The following is a 14911-nucleotide window of genomic DNA, read 5'->3' on the forward strand; positions in this document are numbered from 1 at the left end:
GGTTTCACTGACGCTCAACTCGGCCTACGGCGCTTCGAATTTTGGCGAGGAGTGCAATAGCTTCAGCTATTGCCGTGTTCCGCTTTTTACGCCTGTCCAGGTCATTTAAAACACATTCCTTATCGATGACAAATACCCAATCCATTTGGGCGGTTGTGCCTGCGGCCGGTGTCGGCAAACGCATGCAGGCCGATCGTCCCAAGCAATATCTCCCGTTATTGGGCAAGACCGTCTTGGAGCACACGCTGACGCGTTTGCTGCAGGCCGATGTCTTTGCCGCCGTTTCTGTGGCGATTTCGGTCGAAGACCCCTATTGGCCGGAACTAACGATTTCGCAAGACGTCCGGGTGTTCACCGCGCCGGGCGGCAAGGAACGCGCCGATTCGGTGTTGTCGGCGCTGCGCGCAATCGAGGATCGTGCACGGGAAAACCACTGGGTGCTGGTTCATGACGCGGCCAGACCCTGCATTACCGCCGCCGATATCCGCTTATTGATCGACACGTTACAAAACGACGAGGTCGGTGGCATCCTTGCGCTGTCGTCGCACGACACACTGAAGAATGTCGATGGCGATTCGATCTTGGGAACTCTCGACAGAACGCATATTTGGCGCGCGTTGACGCCGCAGATGTTTCGTTACGGCCGGTTGAAACAGGCGCTCGAGGCGTCGGTCGGAAATCCGGCGGTGACCGACGAAGCCAGCGCGCTCGAATTGCTCGGTTTTCAACCCAAGATCGTCGAAGGACGTCCCGACAATATCAAGATTACTCGACCTGAAGACTTACCCTTAGCGCAATTTTATATGGAGCAACAACAATGATCAGAATCGGTCAAGGTTACGATGTGCATCGTTTCAAGGAAGGCGGCGACGTCATTCTGGGCGGCGTGAAGATTCCATACGAGAAAGGCCTCGACGCGCATTCGGACGGCGATGTCGTGCTGCATGCCTTGTCCGATGCGCTATTAGGAGCAGCCGCGTTAGGCGATATCGGCAAGCATTTTCCCGATACCGATCCAAGTTTCAAAGGAGCCGATAGCCGCGTATTGCTTCGTCATGTTTATCGGATCGTGCAAAATAAAGGCTATTTTCTCGTCAATGCCGATATCACGATTATTGCCCAAGCGCCGAAAATGGCGCCGCATATCGAGGCAATGTGCCGTAATATAGCCGAAGATTTGAATGTCGAACTCGACTGCATCAATGTCAAGGCGACCACGACCGAAAAACTCGGTTTCGAAGGTCGTGGAGAAGGTATTGCCGTCCAGGTGGCCGTATTGATCGAAAGGTAGAGTAACGCTGATGGAGCTGGATTGAGGATGATAGATTGTTATCTGAAGACCAGATGATTGTCGCAATTACCTTGGATATACCCATCGTGCTGCCTTTATATTCAAAAATTGCCAGCATGGAGCTGGCATAGAGCCTACAGGGACGTATTCACGGCGTCCTTTGACGGGCACCCCGGTGCCGAATTTTGATCTACGAGGAGTATACGTGGATGTGGTGCTAAGCATTTCCATCCGTGGCCCTGGATTCCGTCAATCCCTGGCGGAATGACGAGCTCCTTCCTTTAAGTTGGCGCTTATGACCTGGTGCCTCCTAAGGCACTGCCGAAATTTGAATAGCGATAGGTGTATATCAGCAAGAACCAGCTTGATCGACACCATCCAAGTCTCAATAGTTAAACCAACTGATTCTTCCTAGCCTTGAAAAACATTGAAATACCACAGTGGCCCCATGCCTACGGAGGCCCATCCGGAACCGGAAAGATCCGGACAGAGCCTGAGGACTTTATCGTCAATGAAGTGCTGTCGTTCGAGCCCTCGGGCGAAGGCGAGCATGTTTTTCTGCTCATCGAGAAAAAAGGCGAAAATACCGAGTTTGTGGCGAGACAACTGGCTCGTTTTGCCGGCGTTAGGCAGCGCGATATCGGATATGCCGGCTTGAAGGATCGTCATGCCGTCACGACGCAATGGTTCAGTGTGTGGTTACCGGGCAAAGAAGCACCGCAATGGTCCGATTTCGAATCGGAAACGATTACAGTTCATCGGTCAATACGTCATGCTCGTAAATTGAAACGCGGCATATTATCCGGTAATCGTTTCGAGCTATTGATCAGAGATTGGCAAGGTGACGAAAAGCGTCTTGAAGATCAGTTGAGTCGGATCAAGACCTGCGGTGTACCGAATTATTTCGGCGAGCAACGCTTCGGAAATCTTGGGCAGAATGTCAATAAAGCTCTGTCTCTATTCGAAGGAGCCAAGGTTAAGCGTGAACAGCGCGGTATTTACCTATCGGCGGCACGGTCGTTTTTGTTTAATCATATTTTGGCCGAGAGAATTAGACTCGATAATTGGAATCAACCGATCGATGGCGATGTGTTCATTGTTGAAGGATCCCGAGGTTTTTTTAAAGTCGACCAAATCGATCCGACCATTTCTAAGCGGATCGACGCGTGCGAAATTCACCCGAGCGCAGTCCTTTGCGGGCAGGGGGCTTCCGAAGCAACAGGTGAGGCCTGGGCTATCGAATCAGCCGTGATCGAACGTTTCGATTTTATGGTTCGCGGTTTGTTCGACTGCGGCCTGGAAGGCGCACGCAGGGCGCTTAGAATGAGTTTGACCGATTTAGAGTGGCGCTTTATCTCGCGGGGCCGATTGCAACTAAAATTCACCTTACCGGCGGGTAGCTATGCGACCGCTTTACTTCGAGAAATAATAGAGAGTTAAATAATGGATATTATTCAAGCCATCTCGTTGGCCTTGCTGCAGGGGCTGACTGAATTCTTACCGATTTCGAGTTCCGCACATTTGATTTTGTTGCCGGTTATCTTGGGTTGGGAGGATCAGGGGCTCGCATTCGATGTCGCGGTGCATGTCGGAACCTTAACGGCTGTTGTGGCCTATTACCGCAAAGACTTATTGACGATTATTGCGGCATGGTTCGGTTCGTTCACCGGCAAAGGGGCTTCGGACGATTCCCGTTTGGCCTGGTATGTAGTGTTGGGCACGATTCCGGTTGGTCTTGCGGGCTTATCGATGCCTCACTCGCTTGAAGAGTCATTGAGATCGCCTTTGGTGATTGCGACTTCGACCATCGTTTTCGCGATGTTGTTGTGGGTTTCGGAAAAGTTCGCTAAAGAGCGCCGGACTGTCGTGACTTTATTCGATGCTTTGCTGGTCGGCGTGTTTCAAGCGATTGCATTGATTCCCGGTACCTCCCGTGCGGGTATCACGATCACAGCCGGCTTGTTTTCGGGATTACAGCGCGAGCAAGCCGCGCGATTTTCGTTTCTATTGTCGATTCCGGTCATTGCCTTGGCCGGTATGCTAAAGGCCTTTGAATTATTCAAGTCCGATATCGAAGTCATGTGGGACTTCATGGCGATCGGAGCAGCGATCTCCTGTGTCGTTGCTTACTTGACAATCGGTTGGTTTTTGAAATTGCTGAATCGTATCGGCATGATTCCTTTCGTTTGGTATCGTTTAGCGCTCGGCATCGTTTTGTTCGTCGTATTTATCCGTTAAGCGCAGCAGAACAAAAACCGCCCCCGTGCCGCCTTCTCTTTGCGGCGCGGAACAAAAGGCTTGTACATCCCGGTGTTGACGAAGCCATACATTGAGACTGTTTTTCAGAATCGGTAGGTTATCCGGTGAGCGATAGCCCTTGCCATGCACGATGCAGACACAACGGTAACCTTCCTCCACACAACTATGCAGAAAGCGTAATAATTGCTTTTTCGCCTCGTGGCTACTCAGTCCGTGTAAATCGATTTCGGCATCGAGTCCGTAATGACCTTTGCGCATTTTTCGCAAGACATTTTTTTGTAGTCCGGGGCTTAAAAAGCCCATGCTATCCTCTAAACTGAGCTGTTCCGTTACCGAGATCGATTCGTCAAGCGCTTGTGTATGTTCAACTGAACGTTTAGCGGGTATGGGTTTCGGTTTTGGAGAAGTCTTCAAATGCAGTTTATCGGTAGCGACCGATATCACCTTGCCGACGGTATGACGAAACAGATCTCGATCTTCCTGTGTTAGGCTTTTTTTTCTCACGTTAGCTGATTTAAATACGATAAGTTGTTAATATTAGGGATTTTATAAACTATTTGCGCACGGGGCGACTTAAAATGCATATTTTGTTGAGCAATGATGACGGCTATCTGGCGGAAGGCCTGAATGCATTGGCGGATGCATTAAGCGGTCATGCCGAAATTTCGGTTGTGGCGCCGGATCGAAACCGCAGCGCAGCCAGTAATTCACTGACTCTGGAAAGACCGCTCAGAGCTTACCAAACCGCTAACGGTTTTATTAGAGTAGACGGCACGCCGACCGATTGCGTTCATTTGGCGATCACCGGCTTGTTGGCGCAAGAGCCTGATATGGTATTTGCCGGAATTAATCACGGTTCCAATTTGGGCGATGACGTACTCTATTCCGGTACCGTGGCGGCGGCGACCGAAGGCCGGTTTTTAGGTTTGCCGGCTGTGGCGATTTCGTTGGTCGGTAATAATCCGAGGTATTTCGATACGGCAGCGCAAGTTGCGGTTATATTACTACAAAGATTGATAGAAGAGCCTTTACCTCAAGATAGTATTTTGAATGTAAATGTACCCGATATTCCTTTTAGCGAGCTTAAGGGGTTTCAGGCAACGCGTTTGGGGCAACGCCATAAGGCCGAGCCGGTAGTCAAAGGCGTCGATCCGCGGGAAAGAACTATTTACTGGGTAGGGCCGCCAGGGTCGGAGCAAGATGCGGGACCCGGAACCGATTTTTATGCAATTAAAACGGGTTATGTTTCCGTTAGTCCCTTGCAGGTCGATTTGACACGCTATGAGCGTATAGGCGCTTTGGAAAAATGGTTGCCTTAGGAGAAATATAGTAATGATGATGCTTAATGTGAAAGGAATAGGCATGACTTCCATGCGAACCCGGGAGCGCATGGTGGGGCGTTTGAAGGAACAAGGGATCACCAATCATAAAATTCTCGATGCGATGCGTAATACGCCGCGTCATTTGTTCGTCGATGAGGCGCTCGCTAGCCGGGCTTACGAAGATACCGCTTTGCCGATCGGTTATAACCAGACGATATCGCAGCCTTATATCGTCGCTAAAATGACCGAATTGCTTCTGGCATCAGGACCGCTTGCCAAGGTCCTGGAGATCGGTACCGGTTGCGGTTATCAGACGGCGGTGTTGTCGCAATTGGTCGATTATGTTTATACAGTCGAACGGATTCAGCCGTTGCAAAAGAAAGCCAAAAATTTGGTATGGAGTTTGAAACATAAAAACATCAGCTATTTGCACAGCGATGGCGGCTGGGGATGGCCGGAACATGCTCCATACGATGGGATTTTGGTAACTGCGGCTCCGCCCGAAATTCCCGAAATGCTGCTGCGGCAATTGGCTATCGGCGGCGTGATGGTGATTCCTATTGGCCATTCCGGTGGACAGGAGCTACAACGGGTTATTCGAAACGCATCAGGATTCGAAGTCGAAATCCTGGAGTCGGTCAATTTCGTACCGTTTTTATCGGGTAGGGAATAAGTATGTTTCAAGCGCTATACGATAAGACTCTATCGTGGTCCCGGCATAAGCATGCCTTGAAGTATCTTTGTGCTTTGAGCTTTGCCGAATCGTCTTTTTTTCCGATTCCGCCCGATGTTATGTTGGCGCCGATGGCACTCGGTCGTCCTCAACAAGCTTTTCGATTTGCGCTATGGACCACGGTTTTTTCGGTCTTGGGAGGCATCTTAGGTTATGCGATCGGTTTTTTTCTGTTCGACCAATTCGAGCCTTGGTTAACAACCACGCATTATTGGGAGGGCTTTCTATTAGCTCGGCAATGGTTTACCGATTGGGGGTTTTGGGCGGTCTTGGTGGCCGGTTTTTCGCCGATCCCTTATAAAGTTTTCACGATAGCCGCCGGCGTGATGAGCATGGTGTTTTTACCGTTTGTGCTGGCATCGACGGTGGGTCGTGGCGCGCGTTTTTTTCTGGTGTCGTTACTGATCGCGGCGGGTGGCGAAAAACTCGAAGCGAAATTACGCGAATATATGGATCGTCTGGGTTGGGCTTTGGTTGCACTGGTGGTTATCGGAGGAGTGGCTTATAAGTTGATGGAGGGCGGTTAATAGTTGTAATCACTCTTCACTTATATCGAAACTTGATTTACGAAAGAAGTCTTTCTAGGAGTCGCAATGAATGATAAAGAATTGGTGGCAGTCCATGCCGCAAAGCTGGTTAAAGACGGGATGCGTGTCGGACTCGGAACCGGTTCCACGGCCGACTGTTTTATTAAAGAGTTGTCTCGCCTCCATAAAGATGAAGGTCTAAACGTGATCGTAATTTCGAGTTCGGTTGTCAGCGCGATTAAGGCTCGTGAAATGGGGTTACCCCTACAGTCGATTGAGCAAACCGAGCGAATCGATCTTTATGTCGATGGCGCCGATGAAGTTACCCTCGATAAGACGCTGCTCAAAGGCCGGGGCTACGATTTAGTACGAGAAAAATTGTTGGCGAAGGCGGCCGACCGGTTCGTCGTTCTGATCGATAAAAGCAAGTTGGTCGGCCGAATCGGCGAGCGATTTCCTGTTCCAGTCGAGGTTATGCCGTTTGCCTGGCGAATGGTTAAAGATAATTTGGTAAAACTGGGCGGTAGGCCGACACTACGACGGACTGCAAATGATGACGGCTTGGTGGTAACATCTTACGGAAGCTTGGTGCTCGATACCGTTTTCGATGCCACGATCGATATCGATGATCTCGACGATGCGCTCAACGCCCTGCCTGGCGTTATCGAGCATGGTATATTTCGGGGCTTGGCAAGTTCGGTATTGGTAGGCGCTGATGGCGCCATCCAAGAATTGGGTCCTGAAACTAGGCCCGATTCGCAAGATATCGATAGTCGGGATTTTGTCGATGACGGCTCTGCAGATGGCGATTGAAGTATACCCATCGCACTTCAAATTTCGGCATTGACGCATGGAGGTGCCGGGGTGTTCGGTCGATTTTTGCTCCTGCAAAATCGACATTCACGCCATCCATGGCGCTTGCAAAGGCTTTGACAGCAGGGATGCTGTCACAGAGCCTACATGGACGTATTCACGGCGTCCTTTGACGGACACCCCGGCGCCGAAATTTGATCAGCAAAGGGTATAAAGTTGGTTTTCGTTTCCATCGCTCCAACTGCTAATGCATATTTCGCCTCGGCAGCCAAAGTATGGGTTCCCACGGAGGACCGTGGGAACCAGAAATTAGACAATTTTTAAGTTAGTGAGATGAATTACTATAAACACCATGTTTTTTTCTGTACCAATCAGCGCGAGAACGGCGCGGCCTGCTGCCAGGATCATGATGCTCAGTTTTTTCGAGATTATGCGAAAACGCAATTGAAAAAGCTAAAAATGAGCGGGTCCGGTAAATGCCGCATCAACAATGCCGGTTGCCTGGATCGTTGCAAGGAAGGGCCGGTAATGGTCGTCTATCCCGATGCTATTTGGTATCGTTATGAAAATCAAGCCGATATCGATGAGATTATCGAGGAGCATTTGCAGAATGGGAGAGTTGTCGAACGCTTGAAAGTTTGAGATTAACCTAAACTCGATATATCCATCGCAGGTCAAAATTCGGCGCCGAGGTGTCCGTCAAAGGACGCCGTGAATACATCCCTGTAGGCTCTATGCCAGCTCCATGCTGGCAAAGCCTTTGCAAGCGCCATGGATGGCGTGAATGTCGATTTTGCAGGAGCAAAAATCGACCGAACACCCCGGCGCCTCCTCAGGCACTGCCGAAATTTGAAACGCGAAAGGTATAGTCAGCACACTAAGGATTTCGTAATGAATATCGAGCAACCGAACCCTTCCTAAAATAGCGAAGTTATTTACGACCAAACCCTAAAATCATGAAATACACGAAAGTAATCATACGGTTACAAAAGTCACTTGTACCACCCATTAGGTGAGCAACTTGGAGAGTATAACCAATTGAATATTTTCGTGATTTTCGTGGACAAAATGCTTTTTATTAAGATTAACCGTTGGTTTTCAGTTCGCTTGGCTTGCGTCTTTTACCGATGGTTTTCCGGTCACGATGACGATCTTTGATTTTGGACTCTTTCTTCTTCGGTTCCGCTTTTTTGTTTTTACTACTGGCGGCTTTTCCTGAGGCCTTGAGCTTTTTGGGGCCTTTATAGCGGCCTTCCAATTCCTTGATCGTGCGCCGGGTCAGTCGCTGTTGTAGATAGCGTTCGATGCCCGCCAAGACGTTCCATTCGGTAGAGTTGATCAATGCGATTGCAAGTCCCGGCCGGCCGGCTCGTCCGGTACGGCCGATTCTGTGCAGATAGTCATTACCGTTACGGGCTAAGTCGAAATTAATGACCAGGTCCACGCCTTCGATATCGAGACCGCGCGCGGCAACGTCGGTTGCGACCAATATGTCGATGGTTCCGTCTCGGAAAACCCCCATGGTTTTGTTGCGTTCGCTTTGGTCCATGTCGCCATGCAGCGAGCCTACGCGCAGTTTTTGCCCTCTCAATGGGCCGCGCAATTGATCGGTATGGATTTTGGTGTTGGTGAAGACCAAGGCTTTTTCGTATGTTTCGTGGCTTAGCAGCCAGATCAATAATTTTTTCTTATGTTCGAAATCGTCGGCCAGCAACATTTGCTGCTCGATGTCTTCGTGTTCCGCCTGTATGCCATCGAGATAGACTTTTTTCGGCTCCTTAAGCAGTGCGAGGGCAATGCCTTTGATCGTCGGATTAAGTGTCGCGGAAAATAGAAGGGTTTGGCGTTCCGGGTTGCAAACGCTTGCAATTTTCAGTAAATCGTTTTTGAAGCCCATGTCGAGCATACGGTCGGCTTCATCGAGAATGAGTAGGTCGAGTCGGCTGAAATCGGCGGAACCCTCCTCGATGACTTCGATTAGGCGACCTGGTGTTGCGATGATGATGGCGGTACTTTTAGCAAATAAAGCGGATTGCTTCTTGAAGTCTTCGCCGCCGATAATCAAGCCGGACTTGATCGGGGTGAATTCAGCCAGTTGTCGACATTGTTTATGTGTCTGTTTGGCTAGTTCCCGTGTCGGCGCTAGTATCAAGACTTTTGCCGCGCTGTCCTCGGGGCAGTTTTGCAGTAGATGCTGCAAGGCGGGTATCAGAAAGGCCGCAGTTTTGCCGCTCCCGGTTTTTGCGCAAACCCAAAGATCTTTGGATTCGTTGGCCAGAGGTATGACGGCAGCCTGTACTTCGGTTGGGTGACCGAACCCCATGGCTTGCGTGGCTTGTTTGATGCGCGAATCAAGCTCGAATTGGCTGAACGTTAAAGAGGACGTTGGTTCCGGTTGTGTTTCCATAAAGCCTTGAATGAGTGGGCTGAGCCGGCAGTTTTCCGATTTAACAGAAGCGCCGTAAAGATAAATCCGGCAATGTTACGTTTTGTTTAAAATATAAGCAACTTCGAATAAAAGTTATAAGTGTCGATAAGATCTGAATGAAGCGTCATTGATTTTATCTTTCTCGGCATGCTGATATGCTAAGCAGCAAAGTCGCCGGGTATGGAATTTCAAATTCAATATACCGGCTTTATCTTTAAGATTGGGTTTTAAGGAGGATGGGTATTTATGAGGGCTTTAGCGAATTTTGTGATGCAGGGACCGTATCAGGCCTTGGTCGCTGCTTGTATATTGGGCGCTTTATCCCAATTTGTTTTGCCGTTGGCGCTGTTTTGTTGCGGCATCATCGCATTATGCGTATTGTCGCGTTCGGATAGCTATTGGCTGATTGTTTTGATCGGTACGGCTTTGGTGGTTTATGTCAGCAGTCTTTTTGTCGAAAGTAGGCCGGGCCTCGATACGCCTGTAGTTTTGTTTTTGTTGGTGCCGTTGGCGGCTTCGGCGAAAGTATTGCGTGTTACCCAATCGCAAAGTTTGGCGATAATGGTCGCGGCGGTGTTTGCGGCTATCTTAGCGGTTTCGATACAGGTCGTATCGGGCGATGCCGCGCAATGGTGGGCTAATTGGTTGGAAGAAGCTGTTGAAGGCGTTAAAGGAGCCACTTATCAAGGCTTCGAGGCCGACGGCACTTTACGGTTGATGAATGGATTGGTGGCGATGATGTTCGGTTTTGCAGTGGCTTCGTCAATGTTGATCGGGCGTTGGATGCAGGCGACTTTATACAACCCTGGGGGATTCGCCGAGGAATTTTACCGAGTTAGATATCCCATATATGCCTTGGGTGTTTTGGGTGTCGTGTTGATCGTGACTGCGTTATTCAGCGAAGCCGTACTTTATGATTTGTTATTGGTTTTTACGATGCCGTTTTTCTTCCATGGTATGGCGGTCTTGCATTGTACGGTTGACGTTTCCGAACGTAGCAAAAATTATTTGCTGCCGCCGTATTTATTATTGTTTGTTATGCCTCAGTATGCGATCGTCGGCATGGCTTTTCTCGGCATGGCCGATATTTTTTTGAATTTTAGAAAGGCTGTCTATAGACGGAAAGATCATGATTCCAATTAGAGATACCGCACCGTGTAATTCAAGGCCGATTGTTTCGTGGAGTTTAATGGTTTTATGTATCGTGATCTTTATTGCGATGGAAATTATTCCCGATCAATCGAAATACCGTTTAACTTATTTGTTCGGCATGGTGCCGTTGCGTTATTCAAGCCCTGGTTGGGCTGCTCATTTCGGTTTGCCGCCCGATTATTATTTATCGTTTTTGACCAGTCTTTTTTTGCATGGAGGTTGGTTGCATTTAGTCACTAACATGTTATTCATGTGGATTTTTGCCGATAATGTCGAAGACCTGATGGGCAGGGGGCGCTTTTTGATTTTTTATGTGGTTTGCGGATTATCGGCTCAAGCCTTGCAGTTTTATTTCGATCCCTATTTAACGATACCGGTCGTTGGCGCATCGGGAGCGATCGCAGGAGTTTTGGGGGCTTATTTTTTTCTATATCCGTTTGAGCGCGTCGTTGTTTTTATACCTATCCTATTTTTTCCATTGGTTTTTCATGTGCCGGCGATAGCTTTTTTGGGGTTTTGGATCATTATTCAGCTGCAAAAAGCCACGACATCGGTGATGTTTGATGACGTGACGGTTGATGTGGCTTGGTGGGCACATTTAGGCGGTTTTATCGCGGGGGCGATCTTATATCGGTTTTTTCTACGCAATGAGCCCGCGCAATAAAAAATGAAATTGGATCTCATTTCTGTATAATAAGCGGCTTTTAAAAGGCTTGCCTCTACACGATCAAAGGGCTGTGGTACTCGTCCTTCGAGGCTTCTTAGTTTTGTCGGGAAATTAAAATTACAATGAAAAATATTAACGTCGCATTAGTTAGGCTACTTCAGTTCGTCGTATTCGTTCTGTTTACATTCATGGTATTGATTTATTTTGGCGCGATGGTTTTATTGCCGCTGGATGCTGCCGTGTTATTGATCAAGTTGATGACCTTGTTCGGTTTAAACGGGTTGATTGCGGCTTTTATTGCGATTCCGATCGTGGCTTATTTAGGCTTGAGAGTCTATCGAATTCCGGGGCTTGTCAAAATGATCATCGATACCGGAGTCGAATTGGTCAATACCGGCAAAGCTAAAATCGATGCATTCAACGCGCTAGCCGAATCGGAAAAAGTTTAACCGCTTAGCTAAACAAAAAAGGCCGGAAAGAGCGCTCTTTCCGGCCTTTTTTGTTTTCAATCCTTATTTTGTAATATTTACCATGAAGGACTTGAAATTCTTCATGTGTTTCATGGTTAAACTGCAGAATTACTGTGAAAGTTCGTAAATTTGGATTCATTATCTAATTTTTCGATATACAAATCTCTGTTCTGGCAATGCCTGTTCCGGAGAGGGTGCGGTTGCTCGATCGACAGGCGTTGGCGGCAGGATAGCCGCCATCGAGCCTACATGGACGTATTCACGGCGTCCTGTCGGGCGAGTGACCGCGCCCTCCCCACGTCTCGTACTTTCATTTGCCGGGGTGATTGCCGGGCTTTCATGAACGTTAGAATGAAGATAGCGTATAAGATTGAGCCGCGCATAAAAATTCGAGCCAATTCGCCAAATCAGCTAAAAAATCGTTTTAAATAATGCCCGGTATGCGAGGCGTTGTTTTTACTCAATTGTTGCGGTGTACCTTCAGCGACCAGTGTGCCTCCACCATCGCCGCCCTCCGGTCCCATATCAATAATCCAATCTGCCGTTTTGATCACGTCCAGGTTATGCTCGATGACGATCACGGTGTTGCCATGATCGCGTAGTGTATGCAATACGCGCAATAATTGTTTGATATCGTGGAAATGCAGGCCAGTTGTGGGCTCGTCGAGAATATAGAGCGTTTTGCCGGTATCGCGTTTCGAGAGTTCCTTGGCCAGTTTGACGCGCTGTGCTTCGCCACCGGAAAGCGTGACGGCATTTTGTCCGAGCGTGATGTAGTTCAGTCCCACTTCGGTCAAGGTGTGCAGTTTTTTGGATAATACCGGGACGGCGCTGAAAAATTGCGCGGCATCCTCGACGGTCATATCCAATACTTCGTTGATTGCCTTGCCTTTATAGCGGATTTCCAGCGTTTCACGGTTATAACGTTTACCGCCGCAGACGTCGCAATGTACGAAAATATCCGGCAAGAAATGCATTTCGACTTTGATGACTCCATCGCCTTTGCAGGCCTCGCAGCGGCCGCCTTTGACGTTGAAGCTGAAGCGCCCCGGCGTGTAACCGCGTGATCGGGCTTCAGGCGTTGCCGCAAATAATTCCCGGATGGGCGTAAAAATTCCGGTATAAGTGGCCGGATTCGAACGGGGCGTTCGGCCTATAGGGCTTTGATTAATATCAATGACTTTATCGAAATATTCAATGCCTTCGATTTCATCGCAAGGTGCGGGCAGGGTGCCAGCTCGATTGATTGCGCGCGCAACATAGCGGTAGAGCGTATCGTTGATGAGCGTCGATTTCCCTGAGCCGGATACGCCGGTGATACAGGTAAGTAGGCCGACCGGCAGAGCGATATCGACGTTTTTCAGGTTATTGCCTTGGGCGTTGCGGATCACGATCCGCTTTTCCGGGTCGACCGGCGTCGTGCTTTTCGGAATCACAATCATTTGTTTCCCCGATAAATACTGGCCGGTCAGCGAATCGGGCGAGTCGATGATGTCTTGCGGCGATCCCTGTGCGACGATTCTACCGCCGTGAATACCGGCGCCGGGGCCGATATCGACGATATGATCGGCCGAGCGTATCGCATCTTCGTCGTGTTCTACGACGATTACGGTATTACCCAAATCCCTGAGCCGGAACAGGGTATTCAACAAGCGGTCGTTATCGCGCTGATGCAGGCCGATTGACGGTTCGTCGAGCACATACATCACGCCGACTAAGCCTGCGCCGATTTGGCTGGCCAGCCGGATACGTTGCGCTTCGCCGCCGGACAGCGTATCGGCGCTACGATCGAGGGTCAGGTAGTCCAGGCCGACATTAACCAAAAACTCTTGTCGTTCGACGATTTCCTTGATGATTTTCGCAGCTACTTCGCCTTGTTTTCCAGGTAAATCCAATTCCTCGAAAAACTGTAAAGACTTGCGTATCGGAAGGCGGGTGAGTTCGTGCAAAGGTCGTTCGTTGACGAAAACATGGCGGGCAGCCTTGTTTAGGCGGGCTCCGCCGCAGTCAGGACAAGTTTTTTGCGATAGATATTTGGCCAGTTCCTCACGGACCATCGGAGAGTCGGTTTCATGGTAACGGCGATCCATGTTCGCAATGATGCCTTCAAAGCTGTAGCGCTTGGTTTGGCCGGCGCGTGGTCCGCCTATCAGTTTGAACTCGATCGCTTCGTTGCCGCTGCCGAATAATAATGCTTTTTTGATGTTGTCCGGTAGATCCTGATAAGGGATTTCCGGATCGAAACCGTAGTGTTCGGCCAGCGAACAGATAATTTGATAATAATAAGCGTTGCGCCGGTCCCAGCCTCGGATTGCCCCGCCGGCTAGGCTGATGTTGGGATTATGCACCACCAGTTCCGGATCGAAGTGTTGACGAACACCAAGTCCATCGCAAGTTGGGCAAGCACCTTTCGGGTTGTTGAACGAAAAAATGCGCGGTTCTAATTCGCTGAGGCTGTACCCGCAGTGCGGACAGGCGTAGCGTTCGGAAAATAATAAGGTTGTGTTGTCGTCCATGGAAACGGCCAGCGCGATACCGTCTGCGATGCGAAGCGCCGTTTCGAATGACTCGGCAAGGCGCAATGCGATGTCGTTACGAATTTTGAATCGATCGACGATCACTTCGATCGTGTGTTTTTTCTTGGGGTCGAGCGCCGGCGTTTCGTCGAGATCGTATACGGCGCCGTCAATACGTGCTCTGATAAAGCCTTGCGCGCGTAAATCCTCGAGCAATTGCAGGTATTCCCCTTTACGCTGGCTGATGACGGGTGCCAATAACATCCAGCGCCCGCCTTCCGGTTGTTCGAGCAGGCTATCTACCATCTGGCTGACGGTTTGTGCGGCTAATGAAACATTATGGTCAGGGCAGCGAGGCGTGCCTGCGCGGGCATACAGCAAACGCAAGTAATCATAGATTTCGGTAATTGTGCCGACCGTCGAGCGAGGATTGTGGGAGGTCGATTTTTGTTCGATCGAAATGGCCGGGGACAGTCCCTCGATATGATCGACATCCGGTTTTTCCATCATCGACAGGAATTGCCGGGCATAGGCGGATAGCGACTCGACATAGCGCCGTTGGCCTTCGGCATAAATCGTGTCGAAAGCCAGTGACGATTTACCGGAACCTGAGAGACCGGTAATGACAATCAATGAGTCGCGGGGCAAATCCAGGTCGATGTTTTTTAGGTTATGGGTGCGCGCGCCGCGAATGCTGATGGTGTCCATTGATGAAATGTCGCTTTAGGAAACA

At 49.5% G+C, this 14911-nt stretch carries 16 protein-coding genes; 12 read left to right on the forward strand and 4 right to left on the reverse strand.

Features of this window, described 5'->3' with window-relative positions; all coding sequences use genetic code 11:
- Positions 1–125: 125 nt before the first annotated feature.
- The 4 genes from ispD to METBU_RS0102045 all read left to right on the forward strand — a co-directional run bounded on the left by ispD (position 126) and on the right by METBU_RS0102045 (position 3529).
- Positions 126–821, forward strand: coding sequence for a 2-C-methyl-D-erythritol 4-phosphate cytidylyltransferase (gene ispD / locus METBU_RS0102030; RefSeq protein WP_026129978.1), 696 nt, complete (start codon positions 126–128; stop codon positions 819–821).
- Positions 818–1291: a 2-C-methyl-D-erythritol 2,4-cyclodiphosphate synthase gene (ispF, locus tag METBU_RS0102035; protein ID WP_017839036.1), complete on the forward strand. Its 474-nt coding sequence runs from the start codon at positions 818–820 to the stop codon at positions 1289–1291. Before ispD ends, ispF begins: the two co-directional genes overlap by 4 nt.
- A gap of 417 nt (positions 1292–1708) precedes the next feature.
- Positions 1709–2731: a tRNA pseudouridine(13) synthase TruD gene (truD, locus tag METBU_RS0102040; RefSeq protein WP_026129980.1), complete on the forward strand. Its 1023-nt coding sequence runs from the start codon at positions 1709–1711 to the stop codon at positions 2729–2731.
- A 3-nt stretch (positions 2732–2734) separates the two neighbouring features.
- Positions 2735–3529: an undecaprenyl-diphosphate phosphatase gene (locus tag METBU_RS0102045; protein ID WP_017839038.1), complete on the forward strand. Its 795-nt coding sequence runs from the start codon at positions 2735–2737 to the stop codon at positions 3527–3529.
- On the opposite strand, the gene METBU_RS0102050 is transcribed toward METBU_RS0102045, so the two are convergent.
- Positions 3488–4054, reverse strand: a complete 567-nt coding sequence (locus tag METBU_RS0102050; RefSeq protein WP_017839039.1) for a Smr/MutS family protein — start codon at positions 4052–4054, stop codon at positions 3488–3490. The two genes, METBU_RS0102045 and METBU_RS0102050, sit on opposite strands and share 42 nt — an antisense overlap.
- A gap of 74 nt (positions 4055–4128) precedes the next feature.
- Here METBU_RS0102050 and surE point away from each other — a divergent pair, with 74 nt between their 5' ends.
- The 5 genes from surE to METBU_RS0102075 all read left to right on the forward strand — a co-directional run bounded on the left by surE (position 4129) and on the right by METBU_RS0102075 (position 7587).
- On the forward strand, positions 4129–4869 hold the full coding sequence (gene surE, locus METBU_RS0102055) for a 5'/3'-nucleotidase SurE (RefSeq protein WP_017839040.1): 741 nt from the start codon (positions 4129–4131) through the stop codon (positions 4867–4869).
- Between the two features lie 16 nt (positions 4870–4885).
- Entirely contained in the window at positions 4886–5545 is a 660-nt protein-coding gene (locus tag METBU_RS0102060) for a protein-L-isoaspartate(D-aspartate) O-methyltransferase (protein WP_026129981.1), read from the forward strand.
- Between the two features lie 2 nt (positions 5546–5547).
- Entirely contained in the window at positions 5548–6132 is a 585-nt protein-coding gene (locus METBU_RS0102065) for a YqaA family protein (RefSeq protein ID WP_017839042.1), read from the forward strand.
- 66 nt (positions 6133–6198) lie between these two features.
- Positions 6199–6945: a ribose-5-phosphate isomerase RpiA gene (gene rpiA / locus METBU_RS0102070; RefSeq protein ID WP_017839043.1), complete on the forward strand. Its 747-nt coding sequence runs from the start codon at positions 6199–6201 to the stop codon at positions 6943–6945.
- A 333-nt stretch (positions 6946–7278) separates the two neighbouring features.
- The gene (locus METBU_RS0102075; RefSeq protein ID WP_017839044.1) at positions 7279–7587 is read left to right on the forward strand and encodes a (2Fe-2S) ferredoxin domain-containing protein; all 309 of its coding nucleotides are present in this window, start codon (positions 7279–7281) and stop codon (positions 7585–7587) included.
- 90 nt (positions 7588–7677) lie between these two features.
- Here the strand turns inward: METBU_RS0102075 and METBU_RS28545 are convergent, their stop codons facing one another.
- A complete protein-coding gene (locus METBU_RS28545) occupies positions 7678–7851 on the reverse strand; it encodes a hypothetical protein (RefSeq protein ID WP_017839045.1) in 174 nt (57 codons plus the stop codon).
- Positions 7852–8029: 178 nt separating this feature from the next.
- Entirely contained in the window at positions 8030–9352 is a 1323-nt protein-coding gene (locus METBU_RS0102085; protein WP_017839046.1) for a DEAD/DEAH box helicase, read from the reverse strand.
- 267 nt (positions 9353–9619) lie between these two features.
- Between METBU_RS0102085 and METBU_RS0102090 the strand changes: the two genes are divergently transcribed.
- The 3 genes from METBU_RS0102090 (at position 9620) to METBU_RS0102100 (ending at position 11641) form a co-directional block, all read left to right on the forward strand.
- Positions 9620–10516 (forward strand): hypothetical protein, encoded by an 897-nt coding sequence (locus METBU_RS0102090; protein ID WP_017839047.1) that lies wholly within the window; start codon positions 9620–9622, stop codon positions 10514–10516.
- A complete protein-coding gene (locus METBU_RS0102095) occupies positions 10503–11189 on the forward strand; it encodes a rhomboid family intramembrane serine protease (protein ID WP_026129983.1) in 687 nt (228 codons plus the stop codon). Before METBU_RS0102090 ends, METBU_RS0102095 begins: the two co-directional genes overlap by 14 nt.
- A gap of 125 nt (positions 11190–11314) precedes the next feature.
- Positions 11315–11641 carry a hypothetical protein gene (locus METBU_RS0102100; RefSeq protein WP_017839049.1) on the forward strand — a complete coding sequence of 109 codons (327 nt, stop codon included), beginning with the start codon at positions 11315–11317 and terminating at the stop codon, positions 11639–11641.
- A 428-nt stretch (positions 11642–12069) separates the two neighbouring features.
- Here the strand turns inward: METBU_RS0102100 and uvrA are convergent, their stop codons facing one another.
- Complete coding sequence (gene uvrA, locus METBU_RS0102105) at positions 12070–14886, reverse strand: excinuclease ABC subunit UvrA (protein ID WP_017839050.1); 2817 nt, start codon at positions 14884–14886, stop codon at positions 12070–12072.
- Positions 14887–14911: the final 25 nt, after the last annotated feature.

The sequence above is a fragment of the Methylotuvimicrobium buryatense 5G genome (assembly GCF_000341735.1).
Classification (GTDB): domain Bacteria; phylum Pseudomonadota; class Gammaproteobacteria; order Methylococcales; family Methylomonadaceae; genus Methylotuvimicrobium; species Methylotuvimicrobium buryatense.

What these genes read in the sequence shown, in the direction of transcription:
- ispD (WP_026129978.1), top strand. Translation starts at nt 126, where the DNA reads ATGACAAATACCCAATCCATTTGGGCGGTTGTGCCTGCGGCCGGTGTC.
- ispF (WP_017839036.1), top strand. Translation starts at nt 818, where the DNA reads ATGATCAGAATCGGTCAAGGTTACGATGTGCATCGTTTCAAGGAAGGC.
- METBU_RS0102045 (WP_017839038.1), top strand. Translation starts at nt 2,735, where the DNA reads ATGGATATTATTCAAGCCATCTCGTTGGCCTTGCTGCAGGGGCTGACT.
- surE (WP_017839040.1), top strand. Translation starts at nt 4,129, where the DNA reads ATGCATATTTTGTTGAGCAATGATGACGGCTATCTGGCGGAAGGCCTG.
- METBU_RS0102060 (WP_026129981.1), top strand. Translation starts at nt 4,886, where the DNA reads ATGATGCTTAATGTGAAAGGAATAGGCATGACTTCCATGCGAACCCGG.
- METBU_RS0102065 (WP_017839042.1), top strand. Translation starts at nt 5,548, where the DNA reads ATGTTTCAAGCGCTATACGATAAGACTCTATCGTGGTCCCGGCATAAG.
- rpiA (WP_017839043.1), top strand. Translation starts at nt 6,199, where the DNA reads ATGAATGATAAAGAATTGGTGGCAGTCCATGCCGCAAAGCTGGTTAAA.
- METBU_RS0102075 (WP_017839044.1), top strand. Translation starts at nt 7,279, where the DNA reads ATGAATTACTATAAACACCATGTTTTTTTCTGTACCAATCAGCGCGAG.
- METBU_RS0102085 (WP_017839046.1), bottom strand. Translation starts at nt 9,352, where the DNA reads ATGGAAACACAACCGGAACCAACGTCCTCTTTAACGTTCAGCCAATTC.
- METBU_RS0102090 (WP_017839047.1), top strand. Translation starts at nt 9,620, where the DNA reads ATGAGGGCTTTAGCGAATTTTGTGATGCAGGGACCGTATCAGGCCTTG.
- METBU_RS0102095 (WP_026129983.1), top strand. Translation starts at nt 10,503, where the DNA reads ATGATTCCAATTAGAGATACCGCACCGTGTAATTCAAGGCCGATTGTT.
- METBU_RS0102100 (WP_017839049.1), top strand. Translation starts at nt 11,315, where the DNA reads ATGAAAAATATTAACGTCGCATTAGTTAGGCTACTTCAGTTCGTCGTA.
- uvrA (WP_017839050.1), bottom strand. Translation starts at nt 14,886, where the DNA reads ATGGACACCATCAGCATTCGCGGCGCGCGCACCCATAACCTAAAAAAC.